Below are 17,498 nucleotides of genomic sequence, written 5' to 3'. Positions count from 1 at the left end.
CCAGAGCGCTGTCAGCCCGCGCTCTGCTCCTCCGCGAGGATCCGGTCCAACGCCTCGTCGAGGTGGGCGTCGAAGTCGGCCAGCGAACGCTCCTGCCCCAACGGCACCAACTTGTCCGTGCGATCGAGGAATGCCACGAGCGGCGCCGCCCCGGACCGGAACAGCGCGTGGTCGCTGCCCACCTGAAGCCGGATCAGCACCTCGCCGAACGCGTCCGGATCGGCGGGCGCGATGTGCACATCACCGTCGCCGCACGGCCGGCCCACGCCGTCGATCAGCAGCTCCCGCCCGAACGCCCAGGTCACGGGCGCATCTCCGGGCAAGTGGAAGGTCAGCCGCACCGCGTAGGGATCACAAGTCTCGTATCGCAGCTCCACCGGAATACGGAAGGAGAGCTCCTCCGACACGAGGAAGCTCATCATGATCTCTGCCTGTACCGACTCGCGCATCGCCTACCCCGTCGTTTGCCGTCGACTGGCCAGGAATCATCCCCCTGACACTGCCGAAATCTTGCTCAACGTACACAAGAGATCACAAGGAGTGAGTTTTCAGATGCTGATAGAGATCGCGAGTGACCCTAAAAGCCTGCCGATCTCACCCTGCAGCTGCCGTGCCGCGGGTAGCAGTCGATCGGCTTGGTGAACAGGCAGAGAAATGGCCAAAGTCGCGGCAGTTGTGCCGGCTGTGAGGGGGAGAGCGGCGCAGACCGTGCCCAGCGCGTACTCCTGCCGCTCGATGACGGGCTCCATCCGCCCCGTCCGCTCCAGGCGCCGCAACAGACTGGCGTTGTCACGCACCGTGTACGGAGTGATCGACTGCACCGGATAGCGATCGAGGTGATCCCGGCGGGCCTTCTCGTCCAGCTGGGACAGCAGACACTGGCCGACCGCGTGGGCGTGCCCGGTCTCCCGAAAGTCGGCCCACTCCTCCACCGCCGGATTCCCCGGGGTGTCAGCGACGCACATGACCTCGATCTCACCGTCGCGGTAGACCGCGTAGTACACCGGCACACCGATCGAATCGCGCCACTGGGCAAGCGTTTCACTCACCGTGCTGCGACGTTTCTGCTGGGCTCCGCTGCTGCTCAGCCGCTCGGCGGCCTCCCCCAGGAAGAACAGCCCTTTGTCACGGCGTAGATAGCCCTCGTGCACCAGCGTGCGCAGCAGATGGTAGGCCGTCGGCAGCGCGAGTCCGGCTTCCCGGGCGAGTTGCTTCGCCGGCGCCCCGTGCTCGCGTGCGGCGACGCCCTCCAGGAGCCGCATCGCCCGCTGCACGGAGCCGATCAAGGTCGTGGGATGCGGCTCCGAGGGCGGGACCTCCAGCGGAGGAGTACGCGGATCCGCAAGCGGGGTACGTGCCTCCGCAAGCGAGGTGCGTGGCTGTGCCGGCGGGGCACACGGCCCCGCGGAGGCGTTGGATCGCTGGATGGGTGGAGCGGGTGATTCTGCGGGTGCGGTGTCAACCGTGGCCAAGGGGCACTCCCGAAGCGCGAGGGGGACCGCCCGTGCGGGGGAACACGGGAGGGAGCTGTGCGCTGCCCGCGGGGATCGCCCCCGCGTCGAATTCCGGACTTTAACGGCCTGCCATCGCTTGCAGACGGCCTCGCCGGAAACTTCCCTCGGCCGAGGGAACCTCGAGTTCCCCTTTACCGACCTGCTCGTTACCAGGTGCTCCCCCGGCTGCGCCTCACCAATCGCTGCGCGACGACGAACTCGACGTGAACTTCCGTACTACGTAGATCAAACCGCCGACGAGTGCGACGAAGACCAGCACCTTGAAGAGCAGGCCGATCACGACAGTGAGCACACTGACTATCACGGTGCCGAACACGACCAGGGCGATGACCGGCACCGCGATCCACTTCACCCACCACGGCATCCCGTTGAAGATCTCTTGCATCTCCCTTGTCCTTGCCTCTCTTCGCCCGTCGCCCCAACTCCGGGACTCTGATTCCGGGTTCTCTGATGTCCTGCACTCGATGCTAGAACCGACAGGGCGCCCGGCGGGGCCCCCGCACCCCTTGTCCTCCCCTGACCGTTCCCCTAGGGAACCCTGAGGCGGACGTCAGCTCTCGGGCGGAGAGAACACCACCACAACCCGCAGGTCCTCGGTGATGTGGTGGAACTTGTGGGCAACCCCCGCGGGTACGTACACCACGCTGCCGCGTGCCACCTGCGTGGTCTCCAGACCGACCGTGATCGCAGCCCGCCCGCTCACCACGAGGTACACCTCGTCCTGCTGGTGCGGCTTCTGTGAGTCCAGTTCGCCCGCATCGAGTGCGTACAGGCCGACCGACATGTTCCGCTCGCGCAGGAACTGCAGGTAAGCACCGTCGTTGGCGGCGCGTTCCGCCTCCAGTTCGTCCAGCCGAAATGCCTTCATCGCCCTTGTCCGCTCCCGTACTCCACAGGCTGTATCCACAGCCTCGCTCACCAGTCGATCTCTTCTGTCACGATCAGACACATGAAGAATTTCGTAGTCAAGACGATCGCCAACGCGGGGGCCCTGGCCGTCGCCGTCTGGCTGCTCGACAAGATCACCCTGACGGGCGGCGGCACCGGCAAGAAGGTCGGCACTCTGCTGCTCGTCGCGCTGATCTTCGGGCTGGTGAACTTCCTGGTCAAGCCAGTCGTGAAGGTGCTGACCTTCCCGCTCTTCATCCTCACGCTCGGTCTGATCACCCTCGTGGTCAACGCCCTGATGCTGCTGCTCACCTCGTGGCTGGCCGACAAGCTCGACCTGAGCTTCCACGTGGAGGGCTTCTGGACCGCGGTCCTGGGCGGCCTGATCATCTCGATCGTCTCCTGGGCGCTCAACGTCGTCCTGCCCGACAGCAAGGACTGAGTGCTCCCGATGCCCTATCGCGTCTGTTTCGTCTGCACCGGCAACATCTGCCGTTCCCCGATGGCCGAGTCCGTCTTCCGTGCCCGTATAGAAGAGGCCGGACTCGACGGCCTGGTCGAAGTCGACAGCGCGGGCACGGGCGGCTGGCACGAGGGTGACGGCGCCGACGCGCGCGCTGTCGCCGTGCTGGAGGCGGGCGGTTATGAGAGCGGCCATACGGCCCGCCAGTTCCACGCCGCGTGGTTCTCCCGCCTCGACCTCGTCATCGCCCTCGACGCCGGCCATCTCAAGGCCCTGCGCCGTCTCGCGCCCACGCCCGAGGACGCGGAGAAGGTCCGGCTGTTGCGGTCGTACGACCCCGCCGCGAGCGACGATCTGGACGTCCCCGATCCGTATTACGGACCCATAGACGGTTTCGAGGAGTGTCTTGAGATGGTGGAGGCGGCGAGCCCTGGACTGCTTGCCGCGGTAAAGGATCAAGTGAAGGGACGGGCGGCATGACGTCAGGGGATTTTGCGACGGACAGCGGCGACGGCACACGCGCGGTACGGGCTGGGCTGCCCGAACCCGTCAAGTACGAGCCGACGCTGCCGGGCCCGGTCTTCGCCGCGCACTTCCATCTGCCGGGCGAGCCGACCGGCCCATATACCTACGGCCGTGACGAGAACCCGACCTGGACACTCCTGGAGCGTGCCATCGGAGAGTTGGAGGCACCCGGACAGGACGACGCCACGACGCTCACCTTCCCCTCCGGCATGGCAGCCATCTCGGCAGTGCTCTTCTCCCAGCTGCGCGCGGGAGACATCGTGGTGCTGCCCAATGACGGCTACCAGGTGCTGCCGCTCGTACGCGAACAGCTGACCGCGTACGGCATCGAGGTGCGCACCGCCCCGACCGGCGGCGACGCCCAGCTCGAGGTGCTCGACGGCGCGAAGCTGCTGTGGATCGAGACGCCGTCAAACCCCGGGCTCGACGTGTGCGACGTACGACGGCTTGTCGCGGCCGCCCATGCGCAGGGCACGCTCGTCGCCGTCGACAACACCCTGGCGACCCCGCTCGGGCAGCGCCCGCTGGAGCTGGGCGCCGACTTCTCCGTGGCCAGCGGCACCAAGATGCTCACCGGGCACGGCGACATCCTCCTCGGGTACGTCACCGCGCTCGATGCCTCTCTGATGACGTCCGTGCGGCGCTGGCGGAAAGTCGTCGGAGCGATCCCCGGCCCCATGGAGGCCTGGCTTGCCCACCGCTCCCTCGCCACGCTCCAGCTGCGCGCCGACCGGCAGAACGCCAACGCACTGACGATCGCCGAGGCACTGCGGGCTCGGCCCGAGGTGACCGGACTGCGCTATCCAGGACTGCCCGATGACCCCTCGCACAAGATCGCCTCGCAGCAGATGCGGCGCTTCGGATGCGTGGTGTCCTTCACACTGCCCACGCGCGCGTATGCCGATCGTTTTCTCGACGCGCTGCGTCTGGTGGACGACGCGACGAGTTTCGGCGGGGTGCGGTCCACGGCCGAGCGGCGCGGCAGGTGGGGCGGCGACGCCGTGCCGGAAGGCTTCGTCCGCTTCTCGGCCGGTGCCGAGGACCCCGAGGACCTGGTGGCGGATGTGCTGCGCGCGCTCGACGAGGCCGCGAAGTGACCCCTTCCTGAGTGACCGGTAGGTGCGCTGTGACGCACAATCCGGGCCACCGGTTTAGTACCTCGCTACGTACAACGGACGGTCCGAGCCTCCCCCCTCGTGGCTCGGACCGTCCCGGTTCTGCGCGCGAAGAACCGCGCGAACAAGGCTAGTTGACTCTGTGTCAGTGTCCAATCACAGTAGCGACAGAGACCTATCGACTTATTTATAGTTGGGGCTCTGCCGGGGCGCTTGTGAGGGGAGGTGCGCCATGGATTTAGCACTGCTGCGCACGTTTGTGACCGTGCACCGTGCTGGTTCCTTCACCCGTGCCGCCGCCCTGCTCGGTCTGTCCCAGCCTGCCGTCACGTCGCAGATCCGCACGCTGGAGCGACAGTTGGGGCGACCCCTCTTTCTGCGCCAGGCCCGTGGGGTGACCCCCACGACGATCGGCGACGAGCTCGCCCACAAGGCCGCACCGCATCTCGACGCCCTGGTGGAGATCGCCGAAACCGGACTCGACGAGGACTCGTCGCTGCGCACTCTGCACCTGGCCGGGCCGCCGGAGTTCACCGCCGAGCGGGCCCTGCCCGCGCTGGCACAGCTGACGGGGGACGACGGCCAGGGTTTCGCACTGCGCGCCTCCTTCGGGAACGCCGAGGAAACACTCGAGGGCCTCGCCGCCGGACATCATGATCTGGCCATCACCACGGCCCGCCCGCGCGGCGCCCTGCTCACCGCGACTCCACTCTGCGACGAGGAGCACGTCCTGGTCGCCGCCCCCCGCTGGGCCGCCCGCATCGGTCCTGGGAAGCTGCGCCGGATGGGCTCGCATGCACTGGAGAACCTCCCCGTCGTCGAGGTCCACGAGTCACTGCCACTCGTCGCCCGATACTGGTCGTCCGTCTTCGACTCCCGCCCTGCCACCGCGGGCACCGTCGTCGTCCCCGATCTACGTGCGGTGCTCGCGTGCGCCGTCACGGGCGCGGGCCTCGCAGTGCTGCCCCGCTATCTGTGCGCCGCCGCTCTGGACCGCGGGGACGTCGTGGCCCTCCACGATCCCGCAGTACCTCCGCTGCGTACGTACTTCCTGGCCGTCCGCACCGGCACACTCGCCATGCCACATATCGCGCGGGCGTATGACTGGCTGCTTCACGCCGCGGCCGACTGGTCCTGAGGCCCCTCGTGAGGCCCTCCTGAGGCTCTCGGAGCTCCCCGATGTTTCACGTGGAACCAGGCGGGCCACATTTCTCCCATGACCGTCCGACCCGTGGTCAAGCGCACCGCCCGCGCCATCCTGCTCGATGGCGATGACCTCATTCTGATCAAACGCACCAAGCCCGGCGTCGATCCCTACTGGCTGACTCCGGGCGGCGGGGTCGAGCCCGATGACACGACTGTCGTCGACGCGCTCCATCGTGAGGTGCACGAGGAACTCGGCGCCAAGATCACCGATGTGGTGCCCTGCTTCGTCGACACCGTCGAGCACATCGGCGACGACGGCGGGGCGACCGGCGTGAAGGTGCAGCACTTCTTCGTCTGCCGCCTGGAGTCCATGGATCCGGCCCTGCGGCACGGCCCCGAGATGGACGAACCCTGCGGCGAGTACGAAATCGTGCGGGTGCCGTTCACCCGGGTCGGGATCGCCTCCGTCCACCTCGTGCCGCTGTCCTTGCGGCACTATCTCGACGGGAACATCGAGGGCGTGCGGGCGATGCACGCGCCCGACCTGGGGTGAAGACGTTCTCTTACGGGGCTCGCGGCTCGTGCTGACAAGGCGGCCCCGTCAGTCCCCGGCGGCGACGAGTTCCTCGACGGAGTCGTGGCGTATACGGTCCGACGGAATGCCGATGTCCTTCAAGGCGTCCACCCCGCTGCGGATCATGCCGGGCGGGCCGGAGAGATAGGCGTCGTACTCGTTCCACGGCCCGTACTCGCGTACGACGTCGGGCAGCTGGAGATGGGCCTGCTGGTCGACCACGGGGCGTACGGCGAGCCAGGAGTGGCTCTGCTGCAGCCGCAACATGGTGTCGATGTCGTACAGGTCATGACCGGTGCGAGCGCCGTAGAAGACCTCGACCGGGCGTCGCTCCCCGTGCTCGGCAACATCCTCGACCAGTGCCTTGATGGGCGCGATACCGGTGCCGCCGCCCAGACAGAGGAGTCCGCTGTCGGTGGTGTGGTCGACGGTCATCGATCCGGCCGGCGGGCCGAGCCGGATGATGTCGCCGGGACGGGCACGATGCACCAGCGCGTTGGACACCCAGCCCGCCGGAACCGCCTTCACATGGAACGACAGCAGCCCGTCGGACCGGGGCGCCGAGGCGAACGAGTAGTGCCTCCATATGCGCGGCCACCACGGTGTCTCCAGGCTCGTGTACTGCCCGGCGAGGAATGGGTACGGCTGGTCCGGGCGGACGGTGATGACAGCGATGTCCTGGGTCCTGAGATCGTGCGCGACCACCTCGGCATGCCACCAGGCCGGCGCTCGCAGTTCGTCGGAGGCCGCCGCATCGATCATGACTTGGGAAATCGTCGTATACGCGCGGACCCAGGCCGCTTCGGTCTCCGCGTCCCAGATCGCCGAGGCGAACCGGCTGAGCGAACCGAGGAGGCACTCTCCGACGGCCGGATAGTGCTCGGGCCGGGTGCCGTACTTACGGTGGCCACGGCCGAGGTTCTGCAGATAGTCGATGAGAACCGGGGTGTTGTCGATGTGCTCGGCGGCGGTGAGCAGCGCTTTCAGCAGCCGGTCCCGCTGTGTATCCATCGCGGCGGGGAACAGCGACCGCAGATTCGGGTGGCGCACGAAGAGCAGCGCATAGAAGTAAGAGGTGACCTTGTCGGCGACGGGGCCGACCTCGGCCATGGTCCGGCGGATGAGCACGGCGTCGGGGGACGGCTCCGGAGTGGGGGCGGACCTTTGGGCGGGCACCCGCGACTCCGGCACATGTACGCGCGACTCCGGCAACCGCGGCTCCTGGGCGGGCCCTCTCGTGACGGGACCGAGGTCGGGCTGCTGCCTGCCAGGAGCCCGCTGCCCTCTGCCGAGGTCCGTCCGCTCCCGTCCAGGACCGGACCACACCCGGCCGGCATCAAACTGCGAAAGGCCATGATCGGACTGGGCGGGATCTGACTGCGGTCGTACGGATTCGTGGGCGATCTCCGGCTCGGAGCGCCAAGCCTCAGCGGGTGTGGCCTCATGAGGAGTCGGTGCTGCTTCCACGGCCGGGGATATTCGTTCCTGCTCCGCCGTTCCGCGGCCTGCGGTCGGCCGGCCGACCGGGCGCATCGCTGCCAGACGGCGACCGTCAGCGGACTCCCGCTCTCCACCGGATGGCGCCGGATCTTTGCGCGGCGCGAACCAGCCGCTCCCGCCGCGCCCTCCGGAAGTGCCGTTGTCGGCCGACGTGGTGGCCGGAGCGTCCATGGTGTGCCTCGCCTCGAGCATCTTTCGGTCGGTCTGCGCACCTCCGCGGTCGGAAGATGCCTAATTTCCCCCGTAGATGGCTTGCTTCCCTGCCCGTTCAACCCCCACCGGCCAATGCGGCCACATTCAACCCGGATTCCACTGCCGTAGGACAAGTATGGAGAGAATGTGACATTGGACGCACTTCCCTCATTGCACCATCCCACTCCGAGTCAACGCCCGGCTGCATAACGGAATATGCGGGTCTTCGATCTCTCCGTCCCGTTAAGCTGCATTGGCCTGCGTTCGCGCCCCCGCAAGACGTGCACACATCACGGCGGACGCGAACCGGAGTCGACCATACCGGCAGCCGCCCCAGGCACAAGTCCCCCCTTCCTTCACCACAAATTTGATGCCCTCGAACATCAACTGCCGCCACTACAGAGCGCGTCGGACCAACTCATAGGAATCCCGCAGATCCCGCCCTAGGCAGGAGTGGGTGGCGAGGCTTGCCAAGTGCCCATCCGTATTGACCGCAACGGACACCGGCACCGCCTCGAACAGGTACTCGCCCGACAGCAAGTCGCCGTGGGCAACACAATCGGCCCGCGTCACCCCGAACTCTTCACAGAGACAATCCGCGATCTGCACCTTCGCCGCGGCGCTGAGAACGCCGCCGAGGTCCACGGGCTCCGTGAAGGGCAGAGCGGGGAAACGCGATCCATATGCCGCATGCGCATCCCACCTGGTCAGTCGCTCCACTAAGAAGGAGGGCGAAAGCGAGACGACGGCGCAGTAGTCGCCGTTGCCTCTGTTCTCGGCCCAGACGTCCCCGATGCCGGACAGCCACGGCGCCCCCTCGACGGCCGCCGCCACAGGCGCCGAACGTCCCCCCCTGCCGGGTGGCCCATACAAAGTCCACCCGCCGGTTTCCGCTGTTTCACGTGAAACGTCTGCCCACGCTGAAGAACCACCGGCCTCCCACACCCCTCGTGCCGCAGCGAAGCGCCGGTCCCCGATATCTACTGGGGGCCGGCGCTTCATTGCGGGGTTCGGTCAGGCGAGCGCCTCCACGGCGGCGACGGCAAAGCCGTGGTCCTGCTCGGGTGCACCGCCGCCGACCCCGATCGCCCCGATGAGGCGGCCGTCGCGGTGAACCGGCACACCGCCCGCGATGAACAGGAGTGGCCGGTCAAGCGCCGTGGGCAGGGTGTGGAAGACGCCGCCGGGCTGGACCGCGTTGACGAGGTCAGCGGTGGAGGAGTTCAGCTGGAGCGCCGTGTAGGCCTTGCGGGTGCTGGTCTCGCCGGAGATCAGTACGGCCCGGTCGTCTCACCGGAAGGTGAGCAGATGGCCTCCCGCGTCGAGAACGGTGACGCTGACCGTGACCCCAGCGGCTTCGGCAGCACGGCGGGCAGCGGAGACAAGAAGCTCGGCGTCTTGCGTGCTCAGTGGTGCGACGGCAGTGGTGGTGCTCATGGGGACTTTCTCCTTGGGGGTGGCGCTCAACCGTGGTCGGCCAAAGGGCTGTGCTCGGTCATGGACGGTGGGTGGTTGTCACTCAGCGACTCAGTGGTGCACTGCAGGCCGCTGCTCGGCGGGCGTACCGCTGGCGATGACGACGCTGGGGGCAACCGTACGGCGCTCCAGAGCGGCCGAGAGGACGGCGAGGACCAGGGCACCCGCCGCGAGGATGGCGCCGACCCAGTTGGGGGCGGTGTAACCCAGGCCCGCGGCGATCACCAGACCACCGAGCCAAGCCGAGAGGGCGTTGCCGAGGTTGAAGGCGCCGATGTTCACGGCCGAGGCCAGTGTGGGGGCGCCGTGCGCCTGGTCGAGGACACGCTTCTGCAGCGGCGGCACGGTCGCGAACCCGAGGGCGCCGATCAGGGCGATCGTGACGGCCGCGAGGATCTTGTGGTGCGCGGTCACGGTGAACAGCGCGAGCACGACGGCAAGGCTGCCTAGAGACACGTACAGCATCGGCATCAGCGCGCGGTCGGCGAACTTGCCGCCGATGAGGTTTCCGCCGACCATGCCGAGGCCGAACAGCACCAGCAGCCAGGTGACGGAGCCGACGGCGAACCCGGTGACATGCGTCATCATCGGCGCGATGTAGGTGATGGCGGCGAAGACTCCGCCGAAGCCGAGAACGGTCATCGCCATGGCGAGCAGAACCTGAACGTTCTTGAAGGCGGCGAGCTCGTGACGGAGGTGCACACCTGCCGGCTTCGGCAGCTCGGGGACCAGCCTGGCGATACCCAGCAGACCGACCACGCCGAGCGCGGCAACACCGGCGAAGGTGACACGCCAGCCCACGGACTGGCCGATCAGCGTGCCCAGGGGGACACCGACGACATTGGCGATGGTGAGCCCGCTGAACATCATGGCGATCGCACCAGCCTTCTTCTCGGGCGCCACCAGTTCGGCGGCGACGACCGAGCCGATGCCGAAGAAGGCTCCGTGGGCGAGCGAGGCGACGACCCGGCCCGCCAGCATCAGTCCAAAGGCCGGGGCGACGGCGGAGAGCAGGTTGCCGAGGACGAACAACCCCATCAGCAGCATCAGCATCCGCTTGCGGGACACCTTCGTGCCGAGCGCGGTCATGATCGGGGCACCGATCACCACACCAAGGGCATAGCCGGTCACCAACAGTCCGGCAGTGGGGATGGAGACACCGAAGTCGCTGGCGACCTCGGGCAGCACGCCCATGATCACAAATTCGGTGGTTCCGATTCCGAAGGCCCCGATCGCGAGGGCCAGAAGCGCGAGAGGCATGGTGGAGTACACCTTCCCAGACGATTGCAGGAGCGCTTTACGTGCTCTCACAATACTTGCAGACGCGGGTCATATGCAACAGGGGACTATTGCGATGGTGTTCTATCCTTGAGCCAGCCGCTCCGGGACGGAGGAACACGCCATGACAGCCACGGACCCCGCACTCACCGCCCTTGCTCAGGGTTGGTGCGCACTCTCTCTGCTGCACGGGAGGATCGAGGCCCACATCGAGCGCGCTCTGCAGGCCGGGCACGACCTGAGCGTGCGGGAGTACTCCTTGCTCGACGTGCTCAGCCGACAGCACGACGGCGAGGGCGGCCATCTACAGATGAAGCAGGTCGCGGCCGCAGTCGTGCTCAGCCAGAGCGCCACCACCCGGCTCGTCACCCGGCTCGAGGACCGCGGGCTGCTTTCCCGCTATCTGTGCCCGACCGACCGTCGCGGCATCTACACGAATGTCAGCGAAGCAGGCCTCAAGCTCCTCGACGAAGCGCGGCCCACCAATGACGCCGCCCTGCGCGAGGCGCTCGACGAAGCGGCCAAGAACCCCGAGCTGGCCCCGCTGGTCCGCGTCGTGGAGTCGGCTGGCGTGCCGGTATAGGAGCACACGGACCCCATTCCGTGCCTGTATAGGGTGCGGCCATGGGAGATCTTGAAATACGACCGGCCGTCGCGAACGACATCGCTGCCATCGTTGCGATGCTCGCCGACGATCCACTCGGCGCCCAGCGGGAGTCGCCGGACGATCTGACCCCATACCTGGCGGCGCTCGAGCAGCTCAGCCGTGACCCGAACCAGCACCTTGTCGTCGCCGTGCGCGAGGGACGTGTCGTCGGCACCCTGCAGCTCACGATCATTCCCGGACTGTCACGCAAGGGTTCGACCCGCTCCCTCATCGAGGGCGTGCGCGTCCACGGTGACGAACGCGGCAGTGGCCTCGGCACCAGGCTCATGGAGTGGTCGATCGATGCATCCCGGCGCCAGGGCTGCCAGTTGGTCCAACTGACCTCCGACGTCACCCGTACCGACGCCCACCGCTTCTACGAGCGGCTCGGCTTCACGGCCTCACACGTGGGCTTCAAGCTGGCGCTCTGAGCGCATCCCTCGTCCACTCCGAGGCGGCCTGTTTCACGTGAAACAGGCCGCCTCGCGTCGTAACGATGCCTACTGGATCCCTCGCCAGCCCCCGGGATCCACCCCACCGGGCACAGGAGCGTCCTCACCGTACGGCTGACGAGTGAAGACGAACGACCCTAGGTCCAGATGACTCAAGGACCCGTCCGGGCGCCGTACGGCCCGCAGGGGCTCCCCTGCGTAGTATCCGTCGAGCCCCGTCCAGGTCCCGCCACCGTTCGCCCGAAAACGAGATCGGCGGCCGCCCCCCGACAGCGGGACCAACTCGACCAGACCGTCAGCCGTCAGGCGCAGCGTGCACGCCTGAGTGCCCCAGTACCAGGGTCCCGCCATCTCCAGTACGGAGTGGTCGACTTCGCGCGCCGGGCGCCATGGCTCGGGGATCCGGGGCTCGGCCTCGGCGACGATCCGTACGAGATCGGTGGCCACTGTCAGCGGTCGTGGACCGGAGGTGCAGTTCGACAGAACCACCGCAGCCACGTCGTCCTCCACTCCGATCACGAGGGCCGCCATGAAGCCGGGCAAGGAACCCGAATGTCCCACGAGAATCCGGCCGCCCCGATGCAGAACCTGCAAGCCCAGGCCATAGGAGTCTCCGGACGCCAACTCCTCGGCGTCCGGAGGAGCCGCGGGCGTGCGCATCTCCAGGAGCGACTCCGCGCTGAGCACCCGTTCGTCACCCTGGACCAGGAAGACCGCAAAGCGCGCCAAGTCACCTGTGGTGGACCATAGTTGTCCGGCCGGAGCCATCCGGCCGAGATCCTCGACGGGCTCCGGCATCATGACGTCCGCCCAGGGGTGCACGGCCCAGCCGCCCGCGTGGGGTGCCTGCGGACGCCCACTCGTCCGGTGCAGGCCCAGCGGTTCGAGCACCTCGCGCTGCAGGACCTCTTCCCAGGGGGCTCCCCTCAGTTCCTCAATCAGGGCGCCGAGCAGGGTGTATCCGGGGTTCGAGTAGTGGTGCCGGCGGCCGGCGGTATGCAGAAAGGGTTGTTCGCCGAGTACATCGGCGAGCTCGGGGCGCAGCGAGCCGGGTGTGCGCTCCCACCAAAGACCTGGCGTTTCGGCTGCCAACCCCGCGGTGTGCGCGAGCAGTTCAGCAATCGTGGCCTCCCCCGCGCCAGTACCCGGCAGGTGCTTCTCCAGCGGGTCACCCAGGTCGAGCAGCCCCTCGTCGCGCAACCGCAGCACCAGCACGGCGGTGAAGGTCTTGGTGATCGAGCCGATCCGGTACTGCACGTTCTCGTCCGGCCCGTGCCCGTCCACCGATGTGCGCGACCCGTGCCACACCGGCTCCCCGCCCCGGACGATCGCCGCGATCAGTGACGGCGCCCGCCCCTCGGCCTGAGCAGCGGCGATACGGTGCAACAGGGCTCGGCGTGTGGCCGGCAGCAGCTCTTCCTGAAGTGTCGTCATGCCCCCAGTCCACCTGGCCCGACACCTCGCGTCGAGTCCATTTTCCGCATGCGGACCGCATGTCTCCTGTGCCCACGCCACGAAGCCGGATCAGGTCTGTGCCATGTCCACGAAGCGCGAGTAGTGGCCCTGGAAGGCCACGGTGATCGTGGCCGTCGGGCCGTTACGGTGCTTGCCGACGATGATGTCCGCCTCGCCCGCGCGCGGTGACTCCTTCTCGTACGCGTCCTCGCGGTGCAGCAGGATCACCATGTCTGCGTCCTGCTCGATCGATCCGGACTCACGAAGGTCGGAGACCATGGGCTTCTTGTCTGTGCGCTGCTCGGGGCCACGGTTGAGCTGCGACAGTGCGATCACCGGCAGCTCCAGCTCCTTGGCCAGCAGCTTCAGGTTTCGCGACATGTCGGAGACCTCCTGCTGTCGGCTCTCGGACCGCTTGCCGCCGGACTGCATCAGCTGCAGATAGTCGATGACCACGAGCTTCAGGTCACTGCGCTGCTTGAGGCGGCGGCACTTGGCGCGGATCTCCATCATCGACAGGTTCGGGGAATCGTCGATGTAGAGCGGCGCGGCCGAGACGTCCGGCATGCGGCGCGCGAGCCGGGTCCAGTCCTCGTCGGTCATCGTGCCGGATCGCATGTGGTGCAGGGCGACGCGGGCCTCGGCGGACAGCAGACGCATCGCGATCTCGTTGCGCCCCATTTCGAGCGAGAAGATCACGCTGGGCATGTTGTGCTTGATCGAGCAGGCTCGCGCGAAGTCCAGTGCCAGGGTCGACTTACCCATGGCCGGACGCGCGGCGATGATGATCATCTGGCCCGGGTGCAGCCCGTTCGTGAGCGAGTCGAGGTCGGTGAAACCGGTCGGCACTCCGGTCATCTCGCCCGACCGCGAGCCGATCGCCTCGATCTCGTCGAGCGCGCCCTCCATGATGTCACCGAGCGGCAGATAGTCCTCGGTGGTGCGCTGCTCGGTAACCGCGTAGATCTCGGCCTGGGCGCTGTTGACGATCTCGTCGACGTCGCCGTCGGCCGCGTATCCCATCTGCGTAATGCGCGTGCCCGCTTCGACCAGACGGCGCAGAACCGCGCGCTCGTGGACGATCTCCGCGTAGTACTCGGCGTTCGCCGCCGTCGGGACCGTCTGGACGAGGGTGTGCAGATACGACGCTCCGCCGACCTTGGTGATCTCACCTCGCTTGGTGAGCTCGGCGGCGACGGTGATCGGGTCGGCCGGTTCACCCTTCGCATACAGGTCGAGGATCGCCGTGTAGATCGTCTCGTGCGCGGGGCGGTAGAAGTCGTGGCCCTTGATGACCTCGACGACATCGGCGATTGCGTCCTTGGACAGGAGCATGCCACCAAGGACGGACTGCTCGGCGTCCAGATCCTGCGGCGGCACGCGCTCGAAGGACGAACCTCCGCTCTCCCACGGTCCGTTGTCCCGGTCGCGGTCGTGCTGTTCGTCGCGACCCCGGCCACCATCGCGGCTCCGACGGGAAGATGGCAGACGATCGCTGGGACCGCTGTCGGCCCACGGGTCGTCCAAGGGCTCGGAAATGCTCACCGAGCCACCTCCTCCCGTCCGCCGAGCGGACCTAGCCGTGCTCTTCATTTCTACGGCACGGCACTGACAAATAAGAGGCCCAACTCCGCTTCTGACGCGTCGGTTTTGCGAGCTTTCCGAGGGCGATGGAGAGAGTGGGCGACGCACCACGTTAGGCCTGCGGGCACCGTCAGCCAATCTGGTTATCCACAGGCCATGTGGACGACGGCCCGGATGCTGTGGAGAACTCCGCGAAACCTGTGCACGACTCGGTGGACAGGCCTGTGAACAAGCCCTCAGCGACCCGGAGGAACTGGCTCTGACCTGCCACTTTCCCGTCCACCGGCTGTGCAGAAGAAAAACTTTCCCGGTCGGGCCAAGATCCCTGCAAGCAGGGCGCTGCGACACGCCCAGCGAGACCGATCGTAAGGACCTCTGGCACCTTGCATCTCTTACCTGTGGAAGATTAGATTGGTGCTCATGACACAGGCTCCCGCGGCGCCCAGGGCCGCCCGACGCCGGCATGACCGAGAGATCGTCGCGCTGGCTGTTCCGGCCTTCGGCGCACTCGTCGCCGAGCCTCTCTTCGTGATTGTCGACAGCGCCATTGTCGGCCACCTGGGCACCGCGCAACTGGCCGGTCTCGGCGTCGCCTCCGCCCTTCTCATGACAGCCGTCAGTGTCTTCGTCTTCCTCGCCTATGCCACCACCGCCGCCGTCGCCCGCCAGGTCGGCGCGGGCGATCTGCCCGCCGCCATCCGTCAGGGCATGGACGGCATCTGGCTGGCGCTGCTGCTCGGCACCGCCGTCATCGCGGCTGTCCTGCCCTCGGCGCCCGCTCTGGTGGAACTCTTCGGCGCCTCACACACCGCAGCCCCATACGCGACCACGTACCTGCGCATCTCGTCGCTCGGCATCCCCGCGATGCTCATCGTGCTCGCCTCCACGGGGGTCCTGCGCGGGTTGCAGGACACGAAGACGCCGCTCTACGTCGCCGTCGCGGGCTTCGTCGCCAACGCCGTGCTCAACGCGGGCCTTGTCTACGGCGCCGACCTGGGCATCGCGGGATCCGCCTGGGGCACCGTCATCGCCCAGTTCGGCATGGCCGCGGTCTACCTGTTCGTCGTTGTCCGCGGAGCCAGGAAGCACGGTGCCTCGCTACGACCGGACGCCACCGGGATACGGGCCTGCGCCCAGGCAGGTGTACCCCTGCTCGTGCGCACGCTGTCGCTGCGGGCGATCCTCATGATCGCGACTGGCGTCGCAGCCCGCCTGGGGGACACCGACATCGCCGCGCACCAGATCATCATGGGGCTGTGGAGCCTCCTCGCCTTCGCGCTCGACGCGATCGCCATCGCCGGGCAGGCCATCATCGGGCGCTATCTCGGCGCGAACGACATACAAGGGGCCCGCGAGGCCTGCCGCCGGATGGTCCAGTGGGGCATCGCCGCCGGTGTCGTCCTCGGCCTGTTGGTGATCGCCGCCCGCCCGCTCTTCCTTCCCTTGTTCACCAGCGATTCGGCCGTCCAGAACACGGCGTTGCCCGCTCTGGTCCTGGTGGCAGTCTCGCAACCGATCAGCGGGATCGTCTTCGTCCTGGACGGGGTCCTGATGGGCGCGGGGGACGGGCCGTACCTGGCCTGGGCGATGCTGCTCACCCTGGCGGTCTTTACTCCGGTCGCACTGCTGGTGCCCGCGGCCGGTGGCGGGCTCACCGCACTCTGGGGAGCGATGACGCTGATGATGGCGGTAAGGATGCTGACCCTGTGGCTACGCTCCCGCTCAGACCGCTGGATCGTCACGGGCGCGACACGCTGACCAAGCCGCCCGACCAAGCGGGCTGACCGAACACCAGCAAGCGGCTCGTTTCACGTGAAACCCACCCCCCCGTTTCACGGGAAACACCACCTTCCCCGAACCGCCGCTTCCCCCTGAACTCCCGTTTCACGTGAAACGAAGAAGGGCCGCACCCCAACGGGTACGGCCCTTCTCTCAGCTATGCCGAGCGCAGCGATCAGGCCGCGACGACCTCGATGCTGACCTTGGCGGCAACCTCGGGGTGCAGACGCACGGACGTCTCGTGGGCGCCCAGGGTCTTGATCGGCGAGCCCAGCTCGATGCGGCGCTTGTCGACCTCGGGGCCACCGGAAGCCTTGATCGCGGAAGCGATGTCGGCCGGGGTGACGGAACCGAAGAGACGACCGGCGTCGCCGGAGCGAACGGCCAGACGGACCTTCACGCCCTCGAGGCGGGCCTTGATCTCGTTGGCCTGCTCGATGGTCGCAATCTCGTGGATCTTGCGAGCACGACGAATCTGCTCGACGTCCTTCTCGCCGCCCTTGGTCCAGCGGATCGCAAAGTTCCGCGGGATCAGGTAGTTGCGAGCGTAACCGTCCTTGACGTCGACGACGTCGCCCGCAGCACCGAGGCCGGAGACCTCGTGGGTGAGGATGATCTTCATGTGTCAGTCACCCTTCCCTTATCGCGCGGTGGAGGTGTAGGGCAGCAGCGCCATCTCACGGCTGTTCTTCACGGCCGTGGCGACGTCACGCTGGTGCTGCGTGCAGTTGCCGGTCACGCGGCGGGCACGGATCTTGCCGCGGTCGGAAATGAACTTCCGCAGCATGTTCGTGTCCTTGTAGTCCACGTACGTGACCTTGTCCTTGCAGAAAGCGCAGACCTTTTTCTTCGGCTTGCGCACAGGCGGCTTCGCCATGGTGTATCTCCTGTGTGATCAAGAAGTGGGGGTA

General features: G+C 67.3%; 18 protein-coding genes and 2 pseudogenes. 8 read left to right on the top strand and 12 right to left on the bottom strand.

Annotated features, from left to right (window positions below):
* Positions 1-11: 11 nt before the first annotated feature.
* From AB0D57_RS14010 to AB0D57_RS13995, 4 genes are all read right to left on the bottom strand, one after another.
* Positions 12-449, bottom strand: a complete 438-nt coding sequence (locus AB0D57_RS14010; protein WP_362071357.1) for an SsgA family sporulation/cell division regulator — start codon at positions 447-449, stop codon at positions 12-14.
* A 99-nt stretch (positions 450-548) separates the two neighbouring features.
* Positions 549-1,322 (bottom strand): IclR family transcriptional regulator C-terminal domain-containing protein, encoded by a 774-nt coding sequence (locus tag AB0D57_RS14005; RefSeq protein WP_362071431.1) that lies wholly within the window; start codon positions 1,320-1,322, stop codon positions 549-551.
* Between the two features lie 364 nt (positions 1,323-1,686).
* Complete coding sequence (locus AB0D57_RS14000) at positions 1,687-1,899, bottom strand: DUF5326 family protein (protein ID WP_362071355.1); 213 nt, start codon at positions 1,897-1,899, stop codon at positions 1,687-1,689.
* A 165-nt stretch (positions 1,900-2,064) separates the two neighbouring features.
* A complete protein-coding gene (locus tag AB0D57_RS13995) occupies positions 2,065-2,382 on the bottom strand; it encodes a cupin domain-containing protein (protein ID WP_362071353.1) in 318 nt (105 codons plus the stop codon).
* A gap of 81 nt (positions 2,383-2,463) precedes the next feature.
* Here AB0D57_RS13995 and AB0D57_RS13990 point away from each other — a divergent pair, with 81 nt between their 5' ends.
* From AB0D57_RS13990 to AB0D57_RS13970, 5 genes are all read left to right on the top strand, one after another.
* Complete coding sequence (locus AB0D57_RS13990; RefSeq protein ID WP_362071351.1) at positions 2,464-2,844, top strand: phage holin family protein; 381 nt, start codon at positions 2,464-2,466, stop codon at positions 2,842-2,844.
* A 9-nt stretch (positions 2,845-2,853) separates the two neighbouring features.
* A complete protein-coding gene (locus AB0D57_RS13985) occupies positions 2,854-3,345 on the top strand; it encodes a low molecular weight protein-tyrosine-phosphatase (RefSeq protein ID WP_362071349.1) in 492 nt (163 codons plus the stop codon).
* Positions 3,342-4,487: a cystathionine gamma-lyase gene (locus AB0D57_RS13980; protein WP_362071347.1), complete on the top strand. Its 1,146-nt coding sequence runs from the start codon at positions 3,342-3,344 to the stop codon at positions 4,485-4,487. Before AB0D57_RS13985 ends, AB0D57_RS13980 begins: the two co-directional genes overlap by 4 nt.
* A gap of 250 nt (positions 4,488-4,737) precedes the next feature.
* Positions 4,738-5,643 carry a LysR family transcriptional regulator gene (locus AB0D57_RS13975; RefSeq protein ID WP_362071345.1) on the top strand — a complete coding sequence of 302 codons (906 nt, stop codon included), beginning with the start codon at positions 4,738-4,740 and terminating at the stop codon, positions 5,641-5,643.
* A gap of 78 nt (positions 5,644-5,721) precedes the next feature.
* Complete coding sequence (locus tag AB0D57_RS13970; protein ID WP_362071343.1) at positions 5,722-6,204, top strand: NUDIX hydrolase; 483 nt, start codon at positions 5,722-5,724, stop codon at positions 6,202-6,204.
* A gap of 48 nt (positions 6,205-6,252) precedes the next feature.
* Here the strand turns inward: AB0D57_RS13970 and AB0D57_RS13965 are convergent, their stop codons facing one another.
* The 4 genes and pseudogenes from AB0D57_RS13965 to AB0D57_RS13950 all read right to left on the bottom strand — a co-directional run bounded on the left by AB0D57_RS13965 (position 6,253) and on the right by AB0D57_RS13950 (position 10,653).
* Positions 6,253-7,917, bottom strand: coding sequence for a globin domain-containing protein (locus AB0D57_RS13965; RefSeq protein WP_362071341.1), 1,665 nt, complete (start codon positions 7,915-7,917; stop codon positions 6,253-6,255).
* A gap of 396 nt (positions 7,918-8,313) precedes the next feature.
* A pseudogene (locus AB0D57_RS13960) lies at positions 8,314-8,757 on the bottom strand (hydrolase); the annotation flags it as partial.
* Positions 8,758-8,931: 174 nt separating this feature from the next.
* Positions 8,932-9,354: pseudogene (locus AB0D57_RS13955) on the bottom strand (heme-binding protein).
* 90 nt (positions 9,355-9,444) lie between these two features.
* A complete protein-coding gene (locus tag AB0D57_RS13950; protein WP_362071339.1) occupies positions 9,445-10,653 on the bottom strand; it encodes an MFS transporter in 1,209 nt (402 codons plus the stop codon).
* A gap of 142 nt (positions 10,654-10,795) precedes the next feature.
* Here AB0D57_RS13950 and AB0D57_RS13945 point away from each other — a divergent pair, with 142 nt between their 5' ends.
* Both AB0D57_RS13945 and AB0D57_RS13940 read left to right on the top strand, forming a co-directional pair.
* On the top strand, positions 10,796-11,254 hold the full coding sequence (locus tag AB0D57_RS13945; protein ID WP_362071337.1) for a MarR family transcriptional regulator: 459 nt from the start codon (positions 10,796-10,798) through the stop codon (positions 11,252-11,254).
* Between the two features lie 41 nt (positions 11,255-11,295).
* On the top strand, positions 11,296-11,748 hold the full coding sequence (locus AB0D57_RS13940) for a GNAT family N-acetyltransferase (RefSeq protein ID WP_362071335.1): 453 nt from the start codon (positions 11,296-11,298) through the stop codon (positions 11,746-11,748).
* Between the two features lie 69 nt (positions 11,749-11,817).
* Here AB0D57_RS13940 and AB0D57_RS13935 read toward each other — a convergent pair whose 3' ends face one another.
* The gene (locus AB0D57_RS13935) at positions 11,818-13,203 is read right to left on the bottom strand and encodes a serine hydrolase domain-containing protein (protein WP_362071333.1); all 1,386 of its coding nucleotides are present in this window, start codon (positions 13,201-13,203) and stop codon (positions 11,818-11,820) included.
* 90 nt (positions 13,204-13,293) lie between these two features.
* Positions 13,294-14,769 (bottom strand): replicative DNA helicase, encoded by a 1,476-nt coding sequence (dnaB, locus tag AB0D57_RS13930; protein WP_362071331.1) that lies wholly within the window; start codon positions 14,767-14,769, stop codon positions 13,294-13,296.
* Between the two features lie 459 nt (positions 14,770-15,228).
* Here dnaB and AB0D57_RS13925 point away from each other — a divergent pair, with 459 nt between their 5' ends.
* A complete protein-coding gene (locus tag AB0D57_RS13925; RefSeq protein WP_362071329.1) occupies positions 15,229-16,566 on the top strand; it encodes an MATE family efflux transporter in 1,338 nt (445 codons plus the stop codon).
* Positions 16,567-16,762: 196 nt separating this feature from the next.
* Here AB0D57_RS13925 and rplI read toward each other — a convergent pair whose 3' ends face one another.
* Complete coding sequence (rplI, locus tag AB0D57_RS13920; RefSeq protein ID WP_362071327.1) at positions 16,763-17,209, bottom strand: 50S ribosomal protein L9; 447 nt, start codon at positions 17,207-17,209, stop codon at positions 16,763-16,765.
* Between the two features lie 18 nt (positions 17,210-17,227).
* On the bottom strand, positions 17,228-17,464 hold the full coding sequence (gene rpsR / locus AB0D57_RS13915) for a 30S ribosomal protein S18 (protein ID WP_003949403.1): 237 nt from the start codon (positions 17,462-17,464) through the stop codon (positions 17,228-17,230).
* Between the last annotated feature and the right edge of the window lie 34 nt (positions 17,465-17,498).

Source organism: Streptomyces sp. NPDC048275 (assembly GCF_040652275.1).
Classification (GTDB): Bacteria; Actinomycetota; Actinomycetes; order Streptomycetales; family Streptomycetaceae; genus Streptomyces.
The sequence above is the reverse complement of the archived record's forward strand: the minus strand, read 5'-3'. Positions and strand labels throughout refer to the sequence as shown.